This is a genomic window from Ruegeria sp. YTSC004 (assembly GCF_059609805.1).
Genome location: NZ_JBXWMJ010000009.1, coordinates 219876 through 244226 on the forward strand (window position 1 = coordinate 219876; position 24351 = coordinate 244226).

Genomic DNA, 24351 nt, shown 5'->3' on the forward strand with positions numbered 1-24351 from the left:
TTACTCGGCGGCCTCGGTCACGCCCACGAGGATATCGCGGATCGTGGCCTCTTTGATGTCGTCGTGTTCGGCGATGACCACCAGACGCGAACGGCGCTCTTCACCGGGTTCCCACGGGCGGTCATACTGGTGACGTACGCGGGCACCAACGGCCTGCACCAGCAGACGCATGGGTTTGCCCTGAACGGCGGCATAGCCTTTGACGCGCAGGATGTTCAGCTCATTGGCCAGACGTTCGATATTGGCGACCAGTTGGGCCGGGTCGGTCTGTTCAGGTAACTCGACGATGATGCTTTCGAAATCGTCGTGTTCGTGGTCGTGATGGCCATCGTGATGCGACGGACGGGCATCCATGTCATCCTCGGCGGCCGCTTCCAGCCCCAGCACGACGCGCACGTCTACGGCACCTTCGGCGACTTCGACCACTGGCAGCGGACGCGGAGCTTCGGCGGCGATGACTTCTTTGGCTTTCGCCACACCTTCGGCGCCCGCCAGATCGGGTTTTGTCAGCAGGATGATGTCGGCGCACGAGATCTGATCCTCGAACACCTCTGACAGGGGCGTTTCGTGGTCGATCGAGTCATCAGCCAGGCGCTGGGCGTCCACGGCTTCGACACTCGGAGCGAAGCGCCCGGCGGCGACGGCCTCGGCATCGGCCAGAGCGATCACACCGTCAACGGTGATCTTAGAACGGATATCCGGCCAGTCGAACGCCTTCAGCAGCGGCTTCGGCAGCGCCAGACCAGAGGTTTCAATCAGAATGTGATCGGGGCGCGGCTCCAGCGCCATCAGTGCCTCGATGGTCGGAATGAAGTCATCGGCTACGGTGCAGCAGATGCAGCCATTGGCCAGTTCCATGATGTTTTCCGCCGGGCAATCCGGAATGGCGCAGGATTTCAGGATATCGCCATCGACGCCAACATCGCCAAATTCATTGACGACCACAGCCAGACGCTTGCCCTGCGGGTTCTGCATCAGGTGCTTGACCAGCGTGGTCTTGCCCGAGCCCAGAAAGCCGGTGATCACGGTGACGGGAAGTTTTTCAAGATTGCTCATTTCAGGGCTCCAATCGGGGGAATGCGGGCCGCACAGTTTTTGCGGAAATGTTCGGGGCGCTCACGCCATTTCACCAGACCGTCTTCAGCGGCCAGATATTTGGTGACGCCTTCGACGATGGTCTCGACATGGTCGGCCTCGTCGAGGTTTTCATAGACGAAGGTCCATCGGGACGGGCCACCACGCAAAACGATCGAACATCCCTGATCACAGTTCGACAGGCATTCCACCGGCTTCAGGTCCACGCCGTCAGGCAAACCCGCCTGTTCAAGCGCTGTGTGCAGCAAAGTGCCGGGTCGCTGAGCGTCATCTTCGATGGGCAACCCACGGCGGCATGTCGTGCAGACCAGTAATTCGACTGGTGCGGTCTCGGTCACGTCTCTCATCCCCCTAATCCTTTGTACGGGGGACGGGGTTTCATGCGGGCCACGTGTGCGACATGGACCCGACACCGGAACACCCCGCCCGGTTTCAACTTCGGGTGCTGGCAGGTCTCCCGGCTTGCGGATGTCAGAGCGTTTGCCCTGTCGGATGTCCCGCCTTCCCGGCCTATTGGGCCAGTGGCTTTGGGCACCCTCTCCGGTCACGGTCGCGGGGGCGGCTGTGCTTGGCGATGACATCGCTGGCACATTCCCTTTTCATCCATCCGAGGATGGACACCAACGCATGCGACATGCGGCACGGGCAGGGGGCTTGTCAAGCACGACTGAGGATTGAAAACCGGTTAAGTCAGAAAAGCGACCAGCCGAAGTCAGTCAGCGGCATCCGATGCGATCCGATCACGAAGCCAGGAGCAAAACAGCCCCGCAGCCGCGGATGATTGAGCGCTTCCGGGCTTGGCAATCAGGTAGTGCGGTTGTGCAAACGGAATCGCTGGACCGGCAATCGCAACAGGCGCGCCTTGGGCAATCGCGTTCTGTGCGAACCTTTGGGCAATATTAAGGAAGCGGGCAAAGGCGCGACAAAGACAAAGCACATCCCTCTACCACTGTCGCATTGTGCGTCGCGCCGTTTGTTCGCGGGAAAAGATTTGGCACGTGTGGCATTACTTTCAAACCGCTTCGACATTTAACCCCGGACATCAACGGCGACGGTTATGCTGTTCCAGAAGCCAGTAGGAACATGATACCCAAGTGTATACGCCCGAATTTGCGAAAGCAGCGCAGAAAGCTAAGTGTTTGAAAAAGAAGTGGAGGCGAGTACCAATTTCGAACTTGCGTAAAGGAATTAAATTTCTTAATAAATAACAATTGTTTAGTGAGATTTTATCGGTACGTGGGCTTGCGAATGTTGCGGGATTGTTGGTTGAAATTGTTCATTGGCTTAACGCCATCAAGGATGATGCTCGATTTTTGGTTCAAGTGGATTTTGGTGCAATGATCACAGCAACGCTGATTGCTTTCAGGCGCGTCGCAGCCTGAATGCGCCGTCACTCGACCTTCCGCCCGTCAAGATATGAGCCGGTGTTCGGATACCTTGAACGCTGCTTCAATAGCTGCACGATTTCGTCGGCAACAACTGCCATTTTGTCATTTGAAAGATTCTGATGCCGGTTTGCCAGAGTAGTCAGTAGTATACGTAATTCTTCATCCGGAATGGAGCTGTCTAGAGCCACCGACATAATGCTGGGGCTTACAACGCGTGCTAAAACAGTTGAGCGCCGTTAGACAATTGCTCCCGGATCGAACGTCGCGTTCTGGAGGTGTCTAAACCTGGTTCGTTCGTGAAGGTAAGTGTCGTGAGCGAACTTTTCCTCCGGTAGTCGTTTCTCTGCGATCTTCCGATGGAACCTTACAAGTCTAGCAACGTCTTTGACTACAGTGGTGGTCGTTTTCAGTACATCCAGCTTTTTGTCCGAACGGATGTATTCTCGAGCGTCCGCTTTGCACTTGAAACCTGCGAAAAGCAAAGCGTTTGAATCGAGTAGCAGTCGCACCGTGCGACTTTCCCCCATCGAAATGGTTATGCCAGGCTCCACCAAATGATGATGTAGAATAAAGTTCCTTAGACCCATGGCAAAACTATGCGCGCCGGAGTTCTTCCCGATTACCCTTCCAATTCCCCGGGTGTAAGATTCACTGTTTTCCAGCTTGGAGTATTTTCGGATACGTCTGCAAACATCTACGTATGAAGCATAAAGCGCAGAGAATGTTAAAAGATTGGATGTTGCCTTAGATTGTTCTCGAGCATACGCAGAGTTATCTGAGCGCTTGAACTCAAGAACGGTGTCCATCCCTGCCGTAGCCGCATTCAAACCAAGGCTTGCTTCCAGCATTGCGGCATGCACCCTTTCTAAGTTCTCCGGTGCGGTATGAACTTTATGGTAAGGGGAAAAGCGCAATGCGTAATTCCACGATTCCTCTTGCAGCTTTGAAGTGTATGCGGCGAAACCCTCTGGATGATCCGTGCTGCTTTCTGAAGTATATGATGCGACCGTCAGCGCTCGGTTTAACTCGGCGAACTGACCGTCTCCAAAGTCCCATCTCAGTAGGTCGACTTGAGAGAAACACTTCGCTAATTGAAACTCCTGTGTGGTAACACCCTTTGAGACGGATGCAAAAAGATCGTGTGGTTTAAAGCGATGCTTGGCAATGAAACTCGCAAAATCTTCTTTGGGCATTCGAAACCTAGCTAGTTTTGTTGATATCGCATCGAAGACTTTCCGACATGAACTATAAAATTGACTACTAGGGTGCCGCTCTCGGGCGTCTTCTGGTTCCAGCTTCAACCTATGCGGTTACTATCTAGGTATGATGAAGCTTGCAAATCTGTTCCGAAGACAACAACCCCAACCCAAAAACCCACTTTTGAGTTTTTTCGCACCGGCCAATAGAACACGGCGCGAATAAACCCACGTAACAATGCCATGGAAGGACCCGCGATTTTCTTCGGTGGACCAATGTATGAGTTCTTGGCTCGGTTTTGATGACTACGTGGGAGGGAAGGCGAACAAACACCGTCGGATTCTTCGCAATGAACGCAGCGGTGTTGTGCACTGTTTTCAAAGTGCGGGGAGCGGGGGAGGGGGATTCCTTAGAGCATTCTAGAAAAGTGTATTTCTGCGTTTTTTCACATTCTGCGCTATAGGGTATCCCCAAGTCTCCCCATAAATTTATAACTATATTTAAGTTATTGATACTAATAATAAATGCCCTGTTGTCACCTCCTCAAAACGGTCCCCGAATGGCTCCCCATGCTTCCCCGGCGCTCCCCGAGATTTTCTTAGATTCGCCGTCAGGCACCCTGCGACCTGGCCGAATAACCAGTCTCGACTCCCCGGTAGGGAATGGCGGGGAACTGATATAGGGGCGCGGGGAAAACTGTGGCGGAGTTGAGGCATAGGTTAAACGCAGTTGGGCAATCGTACACCTGATCTGGCGTTGACACTCGATATAAGGATAACGCCAGCGCCCTCATCCGAGTCAGTGAAAGGCCGGCCGAACTCTGTCATTGGTTCGATGCTCTCCGAGGTGACGGCAGACCTAATCGTCCAGGAATGCTGTTACTGTTGTTTTCAACGCATCCCAATCAGTGAATTCTCTCAAGCCATCTCGTGGATCAATCTTCTGGCCTAGCATGACAACGTGTTGGACGATCTCTCTTTCAAAATACCCGTAATTATCAGGCCGTACGGCACCAGCGACCAAGGCGGTCGCGTCTGGTTCGAATTTTGTCCGCATCAGCATTTCGGTAAGATAGTCCCGCGCGTCCTCCTGACCTTTCTGAAAAGCAGCTTTTAGACTGACGGAAAGCAAAAGTGATTTTCGCGAGGATAATGCGTCATGGTGCCTTTCTAAAAACTCCTCGAACGGCTTGGGGTGCCGGCGTTCATGGACGGGAGCCGCAAGGATAACGTGGTCTACATCTTCCAAAGACACTGGACCTGCCAGTTGGTCGATATCGATCAGCCTAGTTTCGTATCCTGCCCCTAACGTGACTTTGTTGATGAAGCGCGAAATCTTGGCGGTCTGACCTTCAATAGTTCCGTAGGCAATAAGTACTGTCATAATGACGCTCCCGCAAACCGGTCTAAACAGCGAACTTACTATGCCGAAACTCTTCGCCACGGCCTTTGATTTCAATCAAAAATGCCGGTCTCTCTAAGCAATCTGGGTAAAGGCGCGACGTCGAAATGACTGGCTCATACTGTTCTGGAAAGCACAAAAGCTATGGCAAGCCAAAATCCAGTGCGTATGGTCATTGCACCGACGGTTCGCCATTCAAATGGCGTGCCACTAAGAGCCACTAATATTAGAACAGCAAACACCAATAGTGTAGATAAGCCAATCAACCAGGCAATGCGTTGTACCCAGAATGTGGATTTGTAGATTGCGAATGCGCCAATCAAATAGACAAATCCAGCCAGAAAATTGAACCAAAGCACGAATGGAACTGCATCTCCGACTGCAGCTTTGGCAGCAGCACCCCCAAATAGAGCCGTTCCCCCTGAGAAAATGGTAAGGAGACCAAAGAGTGCAGCGGCTACTGCAACTGGGCGAACCCAAGACGGAGACGAGGGCATCGTTGTTTTCCTCTGGAATAAGATTGAATTTCGTGTCGTAAGCAATCCGCCGTCCTCACCAAACGAACTGTAACGCACGTCCATAATTGCAATTCTTCTCGCCATTACCCTTGATCTTTATCATTGGGCTTAAATTGATACCCATTGGAAAAAGCAGCGTCTGCGGAAGGTTTTTCGCAATAAATATGTGCTGTTGCCTCTTTGGGTTGACCCGTTTGCAATTCCCACGATTCTTAAAGTTGGTTCGGTTACCGTGAATCTTCTGGAAATGGACGGACGACTACGCTCGAATTTGCAGCGAAGAGTGTTGATTTGAGTCAATGCCAGTTGCCGCAAGTTCGCCCATAGTGACCCTTCACAAAGGAGGGAGTGCGACATGTTCAATAAAATCGTGGTTGGCTTGGATGGATCGGAGGCGTCAGAATCAGCACTACGCGTTGCCTGTGATATCTCAAGCAAATATGGCTCTCAAATTCACCTTGTCCATACACCTCAGCCGCAAACCGTGGCTTTCGCAATGGGCGCGGTTGCTGGCTATCACGCCGTCACGACAATGCCTTCAGACGAAGAGGTTCAGCAGGCTGCAGACAAGATCATTTCCGCGGGTAAAGAGATTGCCAAAGAATACAATCAGACGGTTTCGCAAACACATACCCAACGCGGTGATCCGGTCGACGAGATCATCGCATGCGCCAAGCAATGCACAGCAGACCTGATTGTGACGGGCCGCCGCGGATTGGGAAGCATTGGTAGCCTGATTCAAGGGAGCACCTCTCAAGGCATCAGTCGGAATGCCACTTGTGCGGTTTTGACCGTTGCCTAAATATCAAACTTGGTCCCAATCGGCACAAAAACGATGACGATCAATAAGCTTTGCATTGAAGCCTCGTGACAGAACTAAGGTTCGATGGCTACTCCGTGACGCTGAACTCCCGACCGTGAAAATGGAGTCAGATATCCACTGCTTCATGACGGTGGCAGAAAACGGAGGCTGAAACAGAGGTCATGGGTGCCTGTGGCGATGACCGGAGACCAAACTGTGTTAGGCGAAACTACCCGAACTGTGGTGGAACAGATGAACTTCCCCTTTTATTTGTGCATTGGTTCGAGGTCAGAAGATAGGCTGTAAATTTCCTGCTACGTAGATCCGTGTAAACTTTGGAGCCCGACATGAACACCCCGTCCCAGTTCGACGCTCATAAACCCTCTGAAATTGCGACGTTAGTTGAGACTGCCGGGGTCACAAAGGCAAAGTTGCCAATGGCACCCATGTTCGTTCTTGCGATGCTGGCCGGGGCATTCATAGGGTTTGGCGCAGCGGCTTATACGATGGCGGTTACTGGGGCAGACAGCGCTGCGGGGCCGATCCGCGTTCTGGGTGGCGCGGTGTTTTCCCTGGGCCTTATCCTGGTGATCGCAGGTGGTGCAGAATTGTTCACCGGAAATGTTTTGATGGTGATCGCAGCGGTCGACCGCAAGATACCGCTGCGATTGCTGTTTCGAAGCTGGGGCATCGTCTATGCCGGAAACTTCGCGGGCGCCCTCGGGCTTGCATCGGCCTTCTCTCTGACCGGCCTGCTCGAGGGGCCGATGGGCAATACCGCCGTGGTGATAGCCGATGCCAAAGCGGGGTTGGAACCGATGGAGGCCTTCGCCCGTGGCGCACTGTGCAACGGGTTGGTATGCCTTGCTGTTTGGCTGTCCTTTGCCGCCCGCAGCGTCGCCGGCAAGGTTCTGGCCGTTTTGTGGCCCGTCACTGCTTTTGTGTTGCTGGGGCTCGAGCATTCGATTGCGAACATGTTTTTCTTTCCGCAGGGTTGGGCGGCGGGGGCAACTGTGCCGGTTTTCTCAGTGGCGACCAATCTATTGTGGGTTACTCTGGGCAACATTGTCGGCGGGGCGGGAGGAGTCGCCTTGGCCTACTGGTTTGCTTACCTTGGCGCTACTAAAGGGTAAGACCCACTTCTTCGATCACTGCGCCCGCCAGAACAAAACGATCGGTTTCAGTTGGTTTTCAAGGCGTTGTCTAATTGTGCAGCCCAGAACAAGCTTTTCCTGCACTCAATAGTCTAGATGCCAGGAGCATGGTTGTCTTCGTGGTCGATATCGGTTGTCGCATGATAATGCAACACAAGGGGAAGCGGCACAGGCTTGCCTAAGTCCGCTGACCGGGATGCGAGTCGGTTGATCAGTCAGATATGAGAGTTGGATGCGGAGGTGACTCACCGACCACGAGGCAAGGAGATGGCGCATTGGCTGATGACGGTGCCGGGAATTGGGCCGTTCTTTACCACTGCACTAATTGCCCTCTCGTTCCCGAACTGGATTCTTCGCCAACATCTAAATTCATTGATCCTCGTCAAGATTGGAAAAGGCAAGATGTGATACAGTTGATGCCTAAAATGAGGGCTGTCATGGAAGAATTAGTCGATATTGGAAGAACATTTGTTCAGGCGATGCGTGATCGCAGGGGCCTTACAAATGTTGATGAAATGTATGCCGAGAACGCTCAATCCATAGAAGCGGTTGTGCCTCCGGTTCGACAGTTTCGCATCACCAAAGGCCGTGATGCTATCAAAGGGAAAAGAGAGGATTGGCTGGCAACTCATGAAATCATCGAATTCGACGTCGATGGCCCCTATGTTCATCCCCCAAACCGCTTCAGTGTGCGATATAAGGCTGACGTAAAGCAGAAGGAAACTGGACAACGTATCGCCTTGAGCGAGATTGCAGTTTATTCGGTAGCAGAAAGAAAGATTGTACTGGAAGAGTTCTTCATGTTGCCGAAGTAGGAGCGGCAACCCGCAATACTGACGCAGTGTTGGTTTCATCCGCACGCTGGAAGCGTGACTTGTAAGTGCTTTGACTCCATGGATGGACAATTGGGCATTTGTCTCGACCGCGTGATGCTTGCCCATGCGCAACAATTCCGTCAGTTCGGCGCAACCGAAATCGAAAGTCACGCCGTGAAATCCGCATTGAGCCATAGATTCGGGTTAACAATCAGACTGCTGCGCCGGTTTTCTACCCAAGTTTAGCTTGAACAACCCTCTAAAGGGCTCTGTTTGATCCAAAACAAAGCATTTTGCGGGGTTTGAGATAGCGTCACCTAGTAGCTCTAACCGCGGTACGCCAGATCATGAAAAAGAATGTGCGCGCAATACTGATCATCGTAATGCTCCTCCTGGCAGGTGCGGCGTTGTACATATTCGTTTCAGAAGACAGCAGCGAATTGCCAGTTGGATTTGTACAGGGCAATGGACGGATAGAGGCCGAACAAGTGGAAATTGCCCCCACCTTCGCAGGGCGGGTTGCAAAGGTTTTGGCGGCAGAAGGCAACTTGGTTGTTGTGGGTGAACTGTTGGTCGAGATGGACACTGATGAACTGTCTGCAGCGCTTGATCGCGCCAAAGCCGAAGTAGCATTGGCGCGTCAAGCCAAGGCCGAAGCCGAGGCTGTTGTTGTCCAACGAGAAAGCCAACGGCGTCGCGCGGCGCAGGAACTGGAACGGGCAAGGGCACTGTTGGCCGGTCAAAACATTTCGATGACAGTCTTTGAAGATCGCGAAACCGCATTTCAGGTTGCCGACGCCGTTCTGGGTGCCGCCAAGGCCCGGGTTGCAACCTCGGACAGCCAGATCGCGGCTGCCGAAGCCGAAGTGCGCCGGATCACTGCTCAGATCGAGGATGCTTCGCTTGTTGCCCCTATGCCAGGGCGCATTCTTTACAGACTGGCTGAGCCCGGTGAAGTTGTTGGCGCAGGTGAGCCGATTCTTACGCTTCTCAGTTTAGAAAACGTCTATATGGACGTGTACCTGCCCGCACGCGAAGCGGGGTTGATGCCCATCGGGGCTGAGGCGCGCATCGTACTTGATGCCTTGCCGGATTTTGCCGTTCCTGCAACCGTCACTTTTGTATCCCCCGAAGCCCAGTTCACTCCGAAGCAGGTAGAGACATTGAGCGAGCGTGAACAGTTGGTCTTTCGCGTTCGGGTTCGCATTCCTGAGGATCTGATCACAGAACGGATCGAACATGTGAAAACCGGCCTTCGCGGTATCACTGTGATCAGGCTTTCTTCTGACAGTGTATGGCCGGAATATCTGGAAAGGCGGATTCCACCCGAACTGTTCGAATGAATTCCCAGGCGGGCCCATCTGGTTTCTGCATCAGCGGTGTCACGCATAAGTATCGCCAGCGCATTGCACTGGATAACCTGTCGCTTGATCTGCCGATTGGTCAGCTTATTGGACTGATCGGGCCTGACGGGGTTGGCAAATCAACGCTTTTGGGTTTGATCACCGGCGCGAAGAAGCTTCAATCCGGCACAATCAATGTTCTCGGAGGCCCAATCGACGACCGCGCCCATCGTCACCATATCTGCCCTGCGATCGCATTTATGCCGCAGGGATTGGGCCGTAATCTCTATGCAGAATTGTCGGTGCGCGAAAACCTTGAGTTCTTTTCGCGTCTCTTCGGACAAGGGCAGCAGGAGCGTGACATCCGGATCGCAGCATTGCTTTCGGCAACCGGGCTTGCGCCTTTCTCTGATCGGCTGATGGGAAAACTCTCGGGCGGCATGAAGCAAAAGCTCGGGCTGTGTTGTGCACTGATCCATGATCCTAAGCTTTTGGTTCTGGATGAGCCGACCACCGGCATCGACCCACTGTCGCGGCGTCAGTTCTGGGCGCTGATCGACGCGGTCCGAGAGGCTTCACCCGACCTCTCCATACTGGTTTCGACAGCTTATATGGAAGAAGCCGAACAATTCGACTTTATCGTCGCGATGGATGCCGGGCGCGTACTCTTCCATGGTTCTCCGGCAGAATTGAAGGGGGAAGCCAGCGATCTTGAAACGTCCTACCGGCGGTTGCAGGCGCACGGAGATCCCCTGATCGCACCAAGGAAAGCGCCCACACATCACCGTGAGGCAGACCCAGTGATCACGGCACGCGGATTGACGCGGCGCTTTGGCGATTTCACGGCAGTCAATAACGTCGAATTCTCGATCAACCGTGGTGAGATTTTCGGCTTCCTCGGGTCGAACGGCTGCGGCAAGTCGACCACCATGAAAATGCTGACAGGTCTTCTGCCCGCAAGTGACGGTGAGGCGCTACTGTTCGGAAGACCGGTTGATGCACGCGACCTGAGGATGCGTCGCGAGATTGGCTATATGAGTCAGGCATTCTCGCTTTATGGCGAGTTGACCGTTCGGCAGAACCTTCAGCTTCACGCCCGCATCTTTGCGATCACGGACCGCGATAGGCGTATCGACGAACTGGCGGAACGCTTCGGCCTGATTGCACATATGGACACGCTGGCCACGGCGCTGCCACTTGGCATCAAGCAACGTCTTTCCCTGGCGGTCGCTGTGATCCACCGACCTCGCGTACTGATCCTGGATGAACCAACTTCGGGGGTGGACCCTGAGGCGCGCGACTCGTTTTGGGCGTTGCTGATTGAGCTTTCGAGACATGAAGAAGTGACGATTTTCGTCTCGACCCATTTCATGGCCGAAGCAGAGCGCTGTGATCGGGTGTCGTTCATGCACGCGGGCCGTGTTCTGGCTGAGGGAACACCGGATGAGTTGATCGCCGGGGCACAGGTAGACAGTCTGGAAGAAGCATTTGTCACGGTATTGAAGGCAGCTGACCCTCCGGCACCGGTGAAAGCTCCTGAGGCATCGGTTCATGCCCTTGATGACAGCGCTGGCGGGGGTATCAGGCGCGCACTGGCATATACGAGGCGTGAAACCATCGAGATTTTGCGCGACCGCGTGCGTTTGGCGTTTGCGTTCCTGGGCTCGGTGATCCTGATGCTGGTCTTTTGCTATGGGATTACGCTGGACATCGAAGAACTGGATTTCGCGGTACTGGATTTGTCACAGGGCCCAGAAAGCCGCGCCTACATTGCAGAGATTTCAGGATCGCGCTACTTCAACCCAACGCAGCCACTGACGAGTATCGGTGAGGGCCATGAACGGCTGGCCCGAGGAGATGCCTCGCTGGTTGTCGAACTCCCACCTGATTTCGGGCGCAAGATCCGCTCTGGCGAAGCAACGGACGTGCTTGCAATTGTGGACGGCGCAATTCCATTCAAGGGCGAGACCGTGGAAGGTTATGTGGCGGGGCTCCACAATACCTTTTTGGCGGCAATGGCCCGCCAAAAAGGTGTGCATCCGGTCGAGATCGCCCGTATCGAACCACGCTTCAGGTACAATCAGAGTTTCGAGAGTATTGCCGCAATGGCCCCGGCCATGCCAGCGATCCTTTTGATAATGTTACCGGCAGTTCTGATGGCGGTCAGCGTCGCGCGTGAGAAAGAGTTGGGAACCATCACCAATTTCTATGCGACGCCAACGACGCGTCTTGAGTTTCTGATTGGCAAACAAATCCCCTATATCGCAATCGCGTTCGCCAATTTCCTGCTCTTGGCCGGAATGACGGTCCTTGTTTTTGATGTACCGCTCAAAGGCAACCCGGTTCCCCTGGCGATTGGCGCGTTGCTGTATGTCTGGGCGACCACATCTTATGGGCTGCTCATTGCGACCATGACCTCGAGCCAGGTGGCCGCTACCTTCGCTACCGCCATCGCCTCGGTCGTACCGACCATTCAGTTCTCGGGCCTGCTGCAGCCGGTTTCAACGCTTGAAGGCGGTGCGCAGACAATCGGATCGCTCTGGCCGTCATCCTATTTCCTGCACCTGAATGTCGGTGCCTTCACCAAAGGGCTGGGCTGGAGTGCGCTTGCCCCCGATCTTCTCGCCCTGGCCTGTTTCGGGCCGGTGCTGACGTTGATCGCGGCCCTTTTGCTTCGAGCGCAGGAGAAGTGAATGCAACGGTTGTCCTGCATCTTCTGGCTTGGCTTGAAAGAAATGATGAGCCTTCGACGTGACTGGGTGATGATGGCGCTGCTGGTCTGGTCATTCACCCTGGCACTCGTGATGGAGGCGACGGGGGTTTCGAACTCGGTCAACAATGCCTCCATTGCATTTGCCGATGAGGATGGCTCGCCCCTTTCACGGTCTCTTGCCACGGCGTTCTTCCCTCCGGAGTTTCAACCCGTTGTCCAGATTGCACCGGGTACCGGAGCCGAAAAGATGGATGCCGGGTATTTCCTGTTTGTGGTTGCGGTGCCACCAGGGTTCGAGAAAGATGTTCGCGCCGGGCGCACGCCGGAAATTCAGGTTCTGATTGATGCGACGGCGATGGAACAGGCCGGGATTGGCGCAAACTATATCATCAATATCCTCAGCGCCGAGATCCGTCGCTTTGCCATTGGTGCGGACCTGGCTGAGTCATTGCCCGTCGATATCATCATGCGCAGTGCGTTCAATCCCAACCGTGATACTGTTCGTTTTGCCGGCATCGTGGCTCTCATCGGCCAGATCATGTGGCTGACCACGATCCTTACCGGTGCCGCAATGATCCGCGAGCGTGAACATGGAACAATCGAACACCTGCTTGCGATGCCGCTTACACCGTTTGACATTGCGATGGCCAAGATTTGGGCAAACGCTGCTGTGGTTCTGGTTGCCGCAGCCTTGTCCTTGACCTTTGTAATGCAGGGTGCCCTGGGGATCAGCATCGCCGGTTCAAAAGGGTTGTTTCTTTTTGGCACCGCCCTGTTTCTTTTCACGGCGACCGCACTTGGGGTATTTCTTGCAACGATTGCACGCTCAATGGCGCAATTTGCACTTTTGGCAATGCTGACAGTCCTTCCGATGCTGATGCTGTCAGGGGGAGAGACACCGATCGAGGGTCAGCCCGACTGGCTTCAGATCGGAACATCGGTCCTCCCGTCCCGCCATTACATGTCCGCCAGCCAATCCATTATCTTCAAGGGTGTGGGGATTGAGACGGTCTGGCCAGAGCTCTTATGGATGGCGTTACTCGGCGCAATCCTTCTGGCGTCAAGCCTGATGCTTTTCAGACGCTCGGTGGCGCAATAGAGTTAGATCATTTTGCCCCTTGGCCTGGACGTATGACTGGTAATACGCCTTGTTTCATTTCAGAATGCCGATACGGTCGGGATGTCTCTTGACGCGATACCGAGGACACTTGGTTGCGCAAGATCAAGGCAACTAGATGCATCTTTTGCCATAATGCAGCCTCCCCCCAATCGCACCAAAGGAGGAGGATCAGAAAATGCTTGAAGACAAAAAACCACAACTGTTTGCTGGAACACATCCGCTCTCTGATAATTTTCGACGCGAAATGGAATCCATGATGTCGCGCTTTTTCGGGGGCGCAGCGCCATTCCTGCCGCTGGAAACAGCCGCGCAACGCACGGGATTCCCGTCGTTGGACATGACGGGTGCGATTTCGCCGGCGATTGACATCCACGAAACGGATACAGCGATCGTTCTCACGGCTGAATTGCCGGGTCTCGAAGAAGACGACGTCGAAGTCGAAATCAAAGGCCGCAGATTGACCCTGCGAGGCCAGAAGAAGGTCACACATGATGACACGGGCGATCTGCGCGTTAGCGAGAGAAGCTTTGGCAGTTTCACCCGGACAATGACGCTGCCTGATGCAGTCGATCTCGAGGAGATTTCCGCTGCGTTCGACAAAGGTGTCCTGCACGTCACGATGCCGAAAACCGAACCTCAGGATCCCAGCCGGAAGATTAAGGTCTCATCGAAATAGGCGCAATGGAGGCGCACGCGCAACCATCATGGTCCGGGCAGCATGCGCGGACCCTTGGTGTTCTTAAAACGAGCACATTATTGCCCACCATAGCGGTTTCACTGCTGGGCATGATAATGTGCCAATAGCGCTAGAGAACTGAGATGGACGATGCGGACGCCTGACAAAAGCGATGTGGAAAGTGAAACTGGCGATGTCCGTGCATTTCTGGAGAGCTTGACGGGGCCGTCCCGCGGAACCGTTACCTGGCTTGTCGGCAACGCTTTGGCTGCTTCGGTGGGTCCTGATCGTATCCTGAAGTTCAGGCGAAAAGAGGATTTGGCCCCGCATGACGAAGACGTGGCGACCATTCAGTGGTCGCAAGGCGGTTACGCGCTAAACGCGTTGCCTGGCCGGGATATTTGGGTCAATGGTCAAAAAACTGCTTCGGCAGTTCTTAGGCATGGCGACATGATTGAGTTCGGTGAAGAGGGGCCCATGTCGCGCTACAGGGTGTGTGACCACTCATTCCCTGCACATCACACGGTCGAAGACATAATAAGTGACGCTTATGTGTATGCGCGCTCCAGCCGACGACCCTTGGCCAGAAAAATGTCCGGTGCGCTGCGCGAAGGCGGGCGTCGGCTGACATCACAAACCACGGTTTTGTTCAGGGTTACCGTTATCGGTGTGCTTCTTCTGATCTTTGCCTTTGGCTATTTGCTTTTTCAGAACGACCGGAAGCTGGCGGACAGCCTTAAACAGGAATCTCTCAAGATCGAGGCGGTTGCTGTCATGCTTACGCAGACGCGAGAAGATGCACTGACGGCGGATGATCTGGTGGCGCTCAGAGAAGCGTTTGACAACCAGGTGATTTCCACCGAGCAGCGCCTTGGCACTTTGGAAGAACGCGCTGGTGCGTCAAGGCGAGTTATCACAGCCTCGACGCGATCTATTGCCTTTATCCAGGGTGCTTACGGATTGCGACAGACCGAAAGCGGCAAATTGCTGCGGCATGTGCTTGGCCCGGACGGGGAGAAACTAAAAACTCCATTCGGAAAACCATGGATTGAGCCAGATGCGGCAGGCGCGCCAGCAGAATTTCAGTTCACTGGAACCGGGTTTCTATTGCAGGACACCTCTCTTTTGGTGACCAACCGTCATGTCGCCTTGCCCTGGACGACCGGGGATCGGGCGCAGGCCCTGAAGGCAGCAGGGCTTGAAGCCGAGATACTTAGCCTGCTGGCTTATCTTCCAGAACAATCCAAGCCAATGGAAGCGGTATTGCTTAGGGCAAGCAAAACGGCCGATCTGGCGCTTCTGTCCGTTGATGCGAACCGTGTTCAAGGGCTTGGACTTTCACTGGCACCTCACCCGACGCGAGCAGGTGAAGAAGTTTTCTTGCTTGGATTTCCGACTGGCCTTAAGGCCTTGATTGTGCAGGCTGGGCCGGATTTTCTGAAAACGCTTGAGAGAGACGGCGCCGTCGATTTCTGGACTATTGCAAAACACCTTTCAGAGCAGAACAAGATCAGGCCTCTGGCCAGCCGGGGGATCGTCGCCCAGACCAGTGCCGGTGCAGTCGTCTATGATGCTGAAACCACAACCGGCGGAAGCGGCGGACCTGCCCTGAACCGAAATGGCGAGGTGGTTGCTATCAATGCCGCGATCTTACCCGAATTTGGCGGCTCGAATATTGGCGTTCCGGTGTCACACCTCAAGATACTTCTCAATGAAAGCGATTGATCCGCATATTCAATCGCGCGTCTGATAAGGCGAGTTTTGCACAAGAAAAACCACAGCCAGTGGGATGATGACAGAGATCAAGCCCACGGTAATCAGCAAGTTCCCTAAGTGGCTATAGTCAGCGACGGAGGCAACGGTACCCGTTCTGGGATCGGTAACCGCGCGGGTAACGGTAAAGATCTGATTCAGGTATTTTGTACCGAGACTGCTTGCTGACAATGCCATGTTGGTGAACGACGCCATGACCGCAAAAAAGGTAGCCTTCAGATGTGTTGGGGCGTTGCGCGCGATCCAAGCCAACATTGGGACCATCGCGATCTGACCCAGCGGTGACTCAACGGCTGTGTCAAGAATGGCGATAAACCTTGCATCCACGACCCCACCTGTGCGCGCGGCCGTCCATTCATGCACCCCGTAGTACAAGGCAAGGTTTGGCAGGGACAGCACTCCGGCGGCAATCGTGAGTAACACTACAACCTGCGCAATCGAACGACTTGCCATAAACGGCCTGAGGATAATCAGGCCAAGCAGAGCAAGTAGTGAGGTCAGAAGCGCTAGAATGGCCAGGAACTGTTCGTCAAACCCAAGCTCGTCGATCTCGAACCAGGTCAGGCCCGGTCCTGGCAAGGGAACTGCTCGAAAAACGAAAATGATAGTTGCTGTCCCGATCAGAACTTTGGCCTGTTTCCACTCCAGCTCTCTCAGCAAACGCGACATGAGGTAGAGAATGACCGTGAGCGACACCGCAAAAACGGTCTCTTGCGCGAAGGCAAAATTTGCGGTTCCCAACACTATGCTGAGAACAACAAACGCAAGTCCGCCCAGCAGTATCGGCCACCTTACTTCGGTGGTTTGATCTGGTCTGTGCAGAAGGTGTCCTCGACGAACGAGGCGACGCTGTATCAGAGCGTGAAGAACCACTCCACTGACAGACAACAGTGGGATAGCCAGGGCAATGAGATAGACCCGACCGTAGAGAACCAAACGATCGGCTTGCTCCAGATTTTCCGCCCCCGAAAAAATCCAGATGTTAACCGCGGCGACCCCTGCAAACCCGGATATGATCGCAATCCTGCCGAGGGTCTGCATGGTGGTGTGCCCGGCACGAACTTCGTCCTGAATAAACGCGCGTCCGTCTCGGTCCGATTGCGGCACTGCTTCGACTGTCATGGCGTCAGCAACGACATCCTGAATGGCATAACCTGAAGGAGCCAACATCAAGGCAACGACGTACCAATTCTCAAGTGGCATAATGCCGGCCATTTGGTCAGGCGCAGCCACAAGCCTGTACATGATGAGCAATGACGTCGTGATAAGGGATGCGCCAACGACAATCAGCAGGGATTTCCAGCGCCAGAACAGATCAACAAGATGACCCAGCGGCATTTTTAGAATCCACGGCAACCCGGCCCAGAATGCCAATCCCGCAACAGAGGCGGCGGATAGATTCAGATAGTCTTTAAGAAAAAACGCACCGACGACGGATGTTAGTCCCGAAACCCCGGCCGCAAAGTAAACCATCAATGGTGGCAAGTAAGACCATTGCAATTGTGCGACCAGATCAACGAAAGTCCGGTGCCACCAGCCTGAAATCCGCCTTCCAATTGTTGATCGGTCAGTGTTCATGCGTCAGTCGGACCCCGTTCTGATGACCCTGTGCTGTCGGTTTTCCTCTCAGAGAAATCCGGCACCAAAAAGCAGAGCGCTGGTCAGCACCCCAAGGATTGGCACAACAAGAGGTACGCGGAAATGTTCCCGAGTTGACCCTGGCCGGGACTTCAGCAATATCAGCGAGATGTTGACCAAAACAAACACTCCCAAAACGATCTGGGATGTGCGTTCCGCTAGTATGCCGATTGGCAGAGTTTGCGTCAGCAGAAGGATTATCGCAACTACCAACAGGGTTGCGACGACCGGTGTTTGGGTAACCTGCGGGACAGTCGCCAGTATTTTCGGAAGATGATCCCGGTCGGCAAGACCATAGATCACCCGCGACGCCATAATCATCTGGATCAAGACGCCATTGACTGTTGCAACAACCGCGACTGCGGCGAACCCTTGTTTGATTACTTCGGGTGCGTCGAAGAAAACCAGCGTGAGTGGGGCGGCCGAGGTCGACAAGGTATCGATAGGAACAACGAGCAGGACCGTGATCGAGGTCGCTAGATACAAACCCGTCGCCAGAACGAGCGTCAAAAGGATAGCCTTTGGAATTGTGTGGGTTGGGTCTTTTACCTCTTCCGCGACGTTTGCCATGTCCTCAAAGCCGACAAAGGCAAAAAAAGCCAGCAGAGATGCCGCCATAATACCGCGCCAGGTACTGAGCTCGAGCCCCGGAATCATCTCACTAATTTCATGGCCTTGCGGTTCCTGCACAGACATGCCCCAGCCAACCACAAAAAGAAGCCCCGCGATCTCGATGACCGTGATCACGGCTGCCACAAATACCGATTGTGTAATGCCCCAGAGTGCAATCAGCCCCATTACCGACACAACGCAGATCGTAAGCAATGCGGTGCCAAGCCCCGTCAGGGTGTGAAGGTATGAGGCCGCCCCAATCGCAACAGCGGAGGCTGAAATAATCCCAGACGCAGCAACGGCAAGACCGATTAGAACCGCCATCCAGCCCCTTTGAAATCCCGCTTCAACGTATGCCGCTTCACCCGCGCTTACGGGATAGCGTGTCGCGAGTTCGGCGTACGACAAAGCCGTCAGCGAAACGACGAGCGCTGCAACAAGAAACGAAACTGCAGCATAAGGGCCCGCGGCCTCGGCGGTTGCGCCGACGAGCACATAAATTCCCGCACCGACGGTAACACCGAGCCCATATAATGTAAGCAACGGGGTGGTGAGAGAACGTCGGAGTTTAGGGGACGGTGGATCAACTGTATGCATTCACCTCACTCCTTGATGGGCAATTGCCGGGTTACCGAAGCTGTGCCGCAAACAAGCACCCCGATGATAAACCAAGGGCTCATCACCGCTCATGCCGAGCTCCTTCTGAAACATTCATACTTTGATATGTAATTCTTTATTTGGCATTGATCTATATCATTAGGCGCTAAGACTGATCAGAGAGGCGGATCCGAATGCTGCGACCGTCGTTTCGTGATGGTTTTTCCCAGCTGGTACTCAAAGGTTGAATATGAGCGAGATCAATGAAGCATTCATTCGATATCGCGTATTTTCAACTCGAAATGCTGATCTCGGAGGAGGAACAGATGCTAGTTTGTCGCGGACTTCTTTTGTCAATATTTGCTGCAAGTGCTGCACTGGCGCAGGATATTGACCTTCAAAATGGGCACGATCTCTACAGAACTTATTGTTGGCAATGCCATGGTTTCGAGGCCACAGGAGATGGTCCAATGGCGGAGATGCTGGCGATAAGGACACCCGATCTGACGAGGCTCGCGGCCCAAAACGACGGTGTTTTTCCGATTGAGGCGGTGGCGCGTCAAATTGATGGTCGCGCACCATTGCTCGCGCATGGCGGAGAAATGCCCATTTTTGGAACAGCTTTGGACTCGGACCAAAAAGTTGCGCTGACCATGCCTGATGGCCAGCCGATGTTCGCAGGTGTGCCGTTGGCAAATGTGATTTACTATCTGGAGTCTATTCAAATCGAGTAGTTTGGTACAAATGCCGCCATTAGATTGTAGAGCACCACTGCCCACGTTTGTTGACGCCGGTTGATCTACATTAAGGTTATTTTCTACGGGAATTGGTAACATTCAGCATTGGGAAGATGAGGAGGAATCTCCGATGCCTGAAGAGAAGCCAAAATCAAGTTACTCCAACCCACTTGTCGATATTTTCAAGCAGATGCAGCCGTCTACTTCAGCCAATCCGTTTTTAGACGCTCAGCTTGAGCAATTCTGGGACACGCAGGAGAAGTCACTGAAAGAGGCAGAGGCCTTTGCTCAACATTGGTTTGAGAGGCGTCACGAGGCTGTTCGAACCGCGCTTGAAGCTGCGCGCTCGGCGTCTGCTGTAGACCCGACTGATCCGGCGAAAGCGCTGCAATCCATAGCAGAGTGGCAGAAGCACTCAGCCGAACGCCTTGTGGCTGACGCTCAGGAATGGTTCGAAACAGTTGCCCGATGTGCAGTATATGCAGCGGAAACCGAAGCCGAAGCTGTAGAAAAGACAATAGATGATGTCGCAAGTACAGCAAAGAAAGCGGGTAAGTCTTCGAAATCAGAACCGGTTTAGTGTGCCGCATCACTGCGGAGGCCGGAAAGATCGTAGCTGGAGCAATGGAAGGTAGCTAATATGTATAAAAACATTCTGGTACCAGTCGCGCTGGACAAAGATCATGATACACAGGCCTCATTTGAAGCTGCTCGTTTGCTGGCGAATGCAAATGCGGAATTCACAGTGCTCCATGTGCAGGAACCGATCCCTGCATATGTGGCATCCCAGATACCCGAGGAAGTTATGGCAAACACGCGAAAAGAGCTTCAGGAAGGCTTACATCGGAACGCTGCAGAGCTACCGGGCGCGAAACCGCGGCTTATCTCGGGGAGCGCTGGCCGAGCGATCGTTGATTTCGCAAATGAAAACAAAATCGATTGCATAGTGCTGGCCTCACACAAGCCGGGAATCGAGAACATATTTATTGGGTCGACTGCGAACCGGGTCGTTCACCACGCTAATTGTTCTGTCCATGTGGTCCGCTGAACCGGTTTCTGGTAAGCGCCGCACGTCGATTTAGCGTCGTGGATGAGTCGACTTTCCAGATCCCAGTTATTTTACGATCATCACACGCTGCATGAACATGTGGAAATGGAAGGCGTTGATAAGCTCAATGAGTGGGTCCGACTGAATGGATTGCGAAAGTTGAATTCAGGGGAATGGCAAAGCCATGAGCAAATACTTACTATTTCGGTATGTAGGTCCAAACGCCGATCTTTCCGCGTCTTCCTCTCAAATCTTGCACTCCGGCGGGAACCAATCTTTTGATTAAAGATTGCCCGATCTTGTCCGTCGGATCTATTGCCTCGATCAATAAATCGCTAACCACCAAAGAGGCTTTTAGTTTCCGGGACAGCTGCTCAAGCCTGCTTGCGACGTTCACGGTATCGCCGATGACACTGTATTCAAGACGGCGTTGGTTTCCGATGTCACCTGAGATAACGGGACCGAAGTGGATGCCAATCCCAATGCGTACCGGAGGAAGCCTTTCGGCACTCCTGTCACGGTTCCAGATGCTCAATGCCTCAAACATGTCAAAGGCGCATTGAAGTGCCTTTCTGGCGTCGTTCTCACTGGCCTCTGGTGTCCCGAAGGTCGCCATCAGCCCGTCGCCCAGATATTTGTCCAGTGTGCCTCCGTTCTCGAAAACTGCCTTGCCCAACCTGTCATGATACCCGCGTAAGAAATCAACGACATCGCTAGGGGCGTCGTTCTCGCACATGGAGGTAAACCCGATGATGTCAACAAACATGACAGCGACGTCTTGTTCACGCGCATCGCCAAAGCTGTCCTCGGCACTACTGAGACGGTCCACAACGTTTGGCGAAAAGTAGCGTGCAAGATTGGAGCGTGACCGCTCCGTACGAATTCGACTTTCTACAAGCCGCCGAGAGCGACGTACCAAGGCGGCGAGGCCAGCAGTAACAAGCAAGCAAACGATGATCTCTTGAGCCCAAAATCCCAGAAAGATGAAATTCGGATCAGAGCGCGCCATCAAAAAGTCCTCCACAGTGCGCTCACTAAGATCGAGGTTGGTATAGGCGCCAGGTTGGCTCACAAACCAAACCAGCATTCCTGTGCGCGCTGTAACGATGCAAAAACCGCACCAGAGAACCAGGCTTGGGCGAAAGCTGAATGCTGCCTGCATCAGGAAGAGATAGAAATAGGTGAACTGGCTTCCATTCATCAGGATCGCAGGTGGTAAATTGTATTCAGCGAAAGGGTTTGGAGTGCTGGAGATGAAAGCCAGCAAAGCACAGTCGATGGCAACGAAGACATAGTTCATTACACTGGCATTCGCGCTATGCTTGGCTGAAAAGTACTGCAAGATTCCAAGCACCGCGAATACTGCAACCTGAGAAATATCGTAGAGAAAGCTGGCACCGCGGCTTTGTGTGTCTATCGCAACCCAGATCAAAACAATACAAAGTGCTGTGGTTCGAACCTTCGCGGCCAGCAAAAGACCCTGCTGCTCTGCCTCGGCAAATCTGTCTTCGTTGCGACGCGTCAGCCGTCCTTGCGCGCGCTCTACAGCTGTACGATCAGCCGTTACGGGTTTCTGAAGATGCGTCACACCGCTTCCCTCCGATATCGAACAGCATAGCGGTCGTCGTCACGGACTAGAAGCGGAGTACATCTGGCTGCGGTTTGAGAACAGGACATTCGCCGCAGTGCGATATCTGGGTAGTTTGGGCTGAGGCTGTGTGAAAACTCCGGCCCACCAACTCTCTTGTCGAGCTCGTTTTCAGCGCCTGTGTAAATTGCTCTCTCAGAAGCGCGGAAGAACGCACATAAAGGGTATTTTCGACATATTTCGCCAACCGGTCAGAGTTTTCACACAGCCTCGGCTCATCGCAGACCTCGGAGCAAGTGCGGCAAGCACCCCGCCTCACATAATACTACCACCGAGGACGGCCCAAAGCCGCCATTTGCGCCAGCGGCATCGAAGGTCTAGTTCGAGCCCTGAGCGGACATTGATACATTGAAGCAACTAGCTGTCGCCGATAGAGTTTCATAGAGAGGTTTGCTGTTATGTACACCCTGATTGACACTGTGGTTGTGGGCGGAGGTCAAGCTGGTCTTTCCGTTAGCTGGCACTTAAAGCAGGCTGGCCTTGATCACGTTGTTTTGGACCGCGGGCAGATTGGCGATACATGGCGTAACCGTTGGGACTCGTTCTGCCTTGTCTCTCCTAACAAACTCTGCCGACTTCCAGGTTTCCATAACGATGGGGATGATCCCGATGGTTTCATGCTCCGCGATGAGATCGTCAAGTACATCGAAGACTATGCGAGCAGTTTTGGTCCGCCCTATCGAGGGGGCGTCGAGGTGGCTAGAATCGAGGCAAGTGCAGGACCGGGTCGGTTCAAACTAACCATATCAGATGGCGAAATCAGAGCGCAGAACTTGATCGTCACCGTCGGCACGCATCAACACCCGAATATACCAAGTTGGCATTACGATCTGCCCGAAAGGGTTACTGGCATACATACGTGTATCTATCGCAACTCAGCGAGCCTACCGGATGGTGCGGTATTCATTATTGGAAGTGGTCAGTCAGGGTGTCAGGTCGCTGAGGACCTGCACTTATCCGGGCGCGACGTACATCTCGCAGTGGGCAGTGCTGGCCGCATCCCACGTCGCTATAGGGGTCGCGACATTTTTGAATGGGACTTGGCGACTGGGTACATGAACATGGCGGTAAAGGACCATCCCAAAGGGACAGCTATCCGGTTCAAAGCCCATCCACATCTCTCAGGGCGAGAGGGTGGTCGTATTAATGATCTGCGCCAGATGGCGCTCGACGGGGTCAAACTACACAGCAAGGTTGAGGGTGTTCAAGACGGGTGTCTGATTTTGGCGGGCGGACTTGAAGAGACGCTCAAGGCAGTGGACGATGTGTGTCGCGCGGAAATGGAGAGCATCGACACGTTTGTTGCAGAGAATGGACTCGATGATCCCAAGGAAATTGTTGTCCCGATCAACTGGCAGCCCAAACCTGAACCACCGTTCTTCGACTTGGCTGCAGCAAATGTTTCAACCGTCATATACGCAACTGGGTTTCACCGCGATTTTGGATGGATCGACTTGCCAGTCTTCGATGAGACTGGCTATCCGCTATATGAGCGAGGTGCTACGGATATAGCAGGCCTGTACTTCTGCGGACTGCATTGGATGCATACACAAGGGTCTGGCCTGTTTTATGGCGTGGGCGAGGACGCGGAGTACGTAGTTGATCACTTGATTTCTACTTCGAACAAATAAGCTACGCGACAGCCTCGAGCCTAGCTTGGATCGAAGGTTTCCAACTGTAACAAGATCAGCTTTTGGACGTGTGTGCCGATACGACTTGCGACTGAGATTTAAGCCAGTTGACGAACACCTTAGCCTCTGGGCGCTGAAATTCTGCTTGAGTCTGGATGTAGTAGACGCCGAAGAGAGGCTCAGAGAACAATTCAATCATCCGGCCAGATGACAGATCGTCCTCGAAAAAAGCTCTGGCAGAATACGTGATACCGTCACCCCGGCGAACCGCAGTCATGATCAGGTTCCCCGGCATGTGATTGATCGTCAATGGCTCGAGAGGTACGACCCCATGATAGGTGAACCAGTCGGCCGCCTCGTTGGTGCCTAGTTCCTGCAACCAAGGCAGCTTTGTCAGAGTGGCCGGGTCACGCAGATCTTGGCCTTCCACCAGTGAAGGTGCTCC

The 24351-nt window shown here is 53.7% G+C and carries 22 protein-coding genes and 1 riboswitch; of the genes, 13 read left to right on the plus strand and 9 right to left on the minus strand.

Annotation, left to right across the window (positions count from 1 at the left end; genetic code table 11):
- Together cobW and AC2FFP_RS17145 are read right to left on the minus strand one after the other, a co-directional pair.
- On the minus strand, positions 1-1056 hold the full coding sequence (cobW, locus tag AC2FFP_RS17140) for a cobalamin biosynthesis protein CobW (protein WP_496768359.1): 1056 nt from the start codon (positions 1054-1056) through the stop codon (positions 1-3).
- On the minus strand, positions 1053-1442 hold the full coding sequence (locus tag AC2FFP_RS17145; RefSeq protein WP_496726134.1) for a DUF1636 family protein: 390 nt from the start codon (positions 1440-1442) through the stop codon (positions 1053-1055). The genes cobW and AC2FFP_RS17145 overlap by 4 nt, the downstream gene beginning before the upstream one ends.
- A gap of 83 nt (positions 1443-1525) precedes the next feature.
- A riboswitch (cobalamin riboswitch) is annotated at positions 1526-1735 on the minus strand.
- 571 nt (positions 1736-2306) lie between these two features.
- On the opposite strand from AC2FFP_RS17145, the gene AC2FFP_RS17150 reads away from it, so the two are divergent.
- The gene (locus tag AC2FFP_RS17150; RefSeq protein WP_496726135.1) at positions 2307-2477 is read left to right on the plus strand and encodes a hypothetical protein; all 171 of its coding nucleotides are present in this window, start codon (positions 2307-2309) and stop codon (positions 2475-2477) included.
- A 242-nt stretch (positions 2478-2719) separates the two neighbouring features.
- Here AC2FFP_RS17150 and AC2FFP_RS17155 read toward each other — a convergent pair whose 3' ends face one another.
- The 3 genes from AC2FFP_RS17155 to AC2FFP_RS17165 all read right to left on the minus strand — a co-directional run bounded on the left by AC2FFP_RS17155 (position 2720) and on the right by AC2FFP_RS17165 (position 5683).
- Positions 2720-3676, minus strand: a complete 957-nt coding sequence (locus tag AC2FFP_RS17155) for a hypothetical protein (RefSeq protein WP_496881270.1) — start codon at positions 3674-3676, stop codon at positions 2720-2722.
- A gap of 862 nt (positions 3677-4538) precedes the next feature.
- The gene (locus AC2FFP_RS17160; RefSeq protein ID WP_496768363.1) at positions 4539-5063 is read right to left on the minus strand and encodes a flavodoxin domain-containing protein; all 525 of its coding nucleotides are present in this window, start codon (positions 5061-5063) and stop codon (positions 4539-4541) included.
- Positions 5064-5197: 134 nt separating this feature from the next.
- Positions 5198-5683 (minus strand): hypothetical protein, encoded by a 486-nt coding sequence (locus AC2FFP_RS17165; RefSeq protein WP_496768365.1) that lies wholly within the window; start codon positions 5681-5683, stop codon positions 5198-5200.
- A 271-nt stretch (positions 5684-5954) separates the two neighbouring features.
- Between AC2FFP_RS17165 and AC2FFP_RS17170 the strand changes: the two genes are divergently transcribed.
- The 8 genes from AC2FFP_RS17170 (at position 5955) to AC2FFP_RS17205 (ending at position 15947) form a co-directional block, all read left to right on the plus strand.
- Positions 5955-6401, plus strand: a complete 447-nt coding sequence (locus AC2FFP_RS17170) for a universal stress protein (protein ID WP_085824830.1) — start codon at positions 5955-5957, stop codon at positions 6399-6401.
- A gap of 347 nt (positions 6402-6748) precedes the next feature.
- Positions 6749-7534 carry a formate/nitrite transporter family protein gene (locus AC2FFP_RS17175; RefSeq protein ID WP_496881271.1) on the plus strand — a complete coding sequence of 262 codons (786 nt, stop codon included), beginning with the start codon at positions 6749-6751 and terminating at the stop codon, positions 7532-7534.
- Between the two features lie 296 nt (positions 7535-7830).
- Entirely contained in the window at positions 7831-8370 is a 540-nt protein-coding gene (locus AC2FFP_RS17180) for a SnoaL-like domain-containing protein (protein ID WP_496741379.1), read from the plus strand.
- A 383-nt stretch (positions 8371-8753) separates the two neighbouring features.
- Positions 8754-9713, plus strand: a complete 960-nt coding sequence (locus AC2FFP_RS17185) for an HlyD family secretion protein (RefSeq protein ID WP_496844802.1) — start codon at positions 8754-8756, stop codon at positions 9711-9713.
- Positions 9710-12406 carry a ribosome-associated ATPase/putative transporter RbbA gene (gene rbbA, locus AC2FFP_RS17190; protein ID WP_496768373.1) on the plus strand — a complete coding sequence of 899 codons (2697 nt, stop codon included), beginning with the start codon at positions 9710-9712 and terminating at the stop codon, positions 12404-12406. Before AC2FFP_RS17185 ends, rbbA begins: the two co-directional genes overlap by 4 nt.
- Entirely contained in the window at positions 12407-13525 is a 1119-nt protein-coding gene (locus AC2FFP_RS17195) for an ABC transporter permease (RefSeq protein ID WP_496881272.1), read from the plus strand.
- A 196-nt stretch (positions 13526-13721) separates the two neighbouring features.
- Positions 13722-14222 carry an Hsp20/alpha crystallin family protein gene (locus AC2FFP_RS17200; RefSeq protein WP_496782527.1) on the plus strand — a complete coding sequence of 167 codons (501 nt, stop codon included), beginning with the start codon at positions 13722-13724 and terminating at the stop codon, positions 14220-14222.
- 150 nt (positions 14223-14372) lie between these two features.
- Entirely contained in the window at positions 14373-15947 is a 1575-nt protein-coding gene (locus AC2FFP_RS17205; RefSeq protein ID WP_496881273.1) for a trypsin-like peptidase domain-containing protein, read from the plus strand.
- A 9-nt stretch (positions 15948-15956) separates the two neighbouring features.
- On the opposite strand, the gene AC2FFP_RS17210 is transcribed toward AC2FFP_RS17205, so the two are convergent.
- Together AC2FFP_RS17210 and AC2FFP_RS17215 are read right to left on the minus strand one after the other, a co-directional pair.
- Positions 15957-17573 carry an MFS transporter gene (locus tag AC2FFP_RS17210; RefSeq protein WP_496881274.1) on the minus strand — a complete coding sequence of 539 codons (1617 nt, stop codon included), beginning with the start codon at positions 17571-17573 and terminating at the stop codon, positions 15957-15959.
- A 48-nt stretch (positions 17574-17621) separates the two neighbouring features.
- Positions 17622-18842 (minus strand): APC family permease, encoded by a 1221-nt coding sequence (locus AC2FFP_RS17215; RefSeq protein ID WP_496881275.1) that lies wholly within the window; start codon positions 18840-18842, stop codon positions 17622-17624.
- 263 nt (positions 18843-19105) lie between these two features.
- Between AC2FFP_RS17215 and AC2FFP_RS17220 the strand changes: the two genes are divergently transcribed.
- From AC2FFP_RS17220 to AC2FFP_RS17230, 3 genes are all read left to right on the plus strand, one after another.
- Positions 19106-19576 carry a c-type cytochrome gene (locus tag AC2FFP_RS17220; protein WP_496768385.1) on the plus strand — a complete coding sequence of 157 codons (471 nt, stop codon included), beginning with the start codon at positions 19106-19108 and terminating at the stop codon, positions 19574-19576.
- 133 nt (positions 19577-19709) lie between these two features.
- Positions 19710-20159, plus strand: coding sequence for a phasin family protein (locus AC2FFP_RS17225; RefSeq protein WP_496768399.1), 450 nt, complete (start codon positions 19710-19712; stop codon positions 20157-20159).
- A gap of 60 nt (positions 20160-20219) precedes the next feature.
- Positions 20220-20627: a universal stress protein gene (locus tag AC2FFP_RS17230; protein WP_496768403.1), complete on the plus strand. Its 408-nt coding sequence runs from the start codon at positions 20220-20222 to the stop codon at positions 20625-20627.
- A gap of 199 nt (positions 20628-20826) precedes the next feature.
- Here AC2FFP_RS17230 and AC2FFP_RS17235 read toward each other — a convergent pair whose 3' ends face one another.
- Positions 20827-22101, minus strand: a complete 1275-nt coding sequence (locus AC2FFP_RS17235; protein WP_496768405.1) for an adenylate/guanylate cyclase domain-containing protein — start codon at positions 22099-22101, stop codon at positions 20827-20829.
- Positions 22102-22673: 572 nt separating this feature from the next.
- Here AC2FFP_RS17235 and AC2FFP_RS17240 point away from each other — a divergent pair.
- The gene (locus AC2FFP_RS17240) at positions 22674-23906 is read left to right on the plus strand and encodes a flavin-containing monooxygenase (protein ID WP_496881276.1); all 1233 of its coding nucleotides are present in this window, start codon (positions 22674-22676) and stop codon (positions 23904-23906) included.
- A gap of 55 nt (positions 23907-23961) precedes the next feature.
- Here the strand turns inward: AC2FFP_RS17240 and AC2FFP_RS17245 are convergent.
- Positions 23962-24351, minus strand: a 390-nt coding sequence (locus AC2FFP_RS17245) for a LysR substrate-binding domain-containing protein (protein WP_496881277.1), incomplete at its 5' end; no start/stop codon positions are given.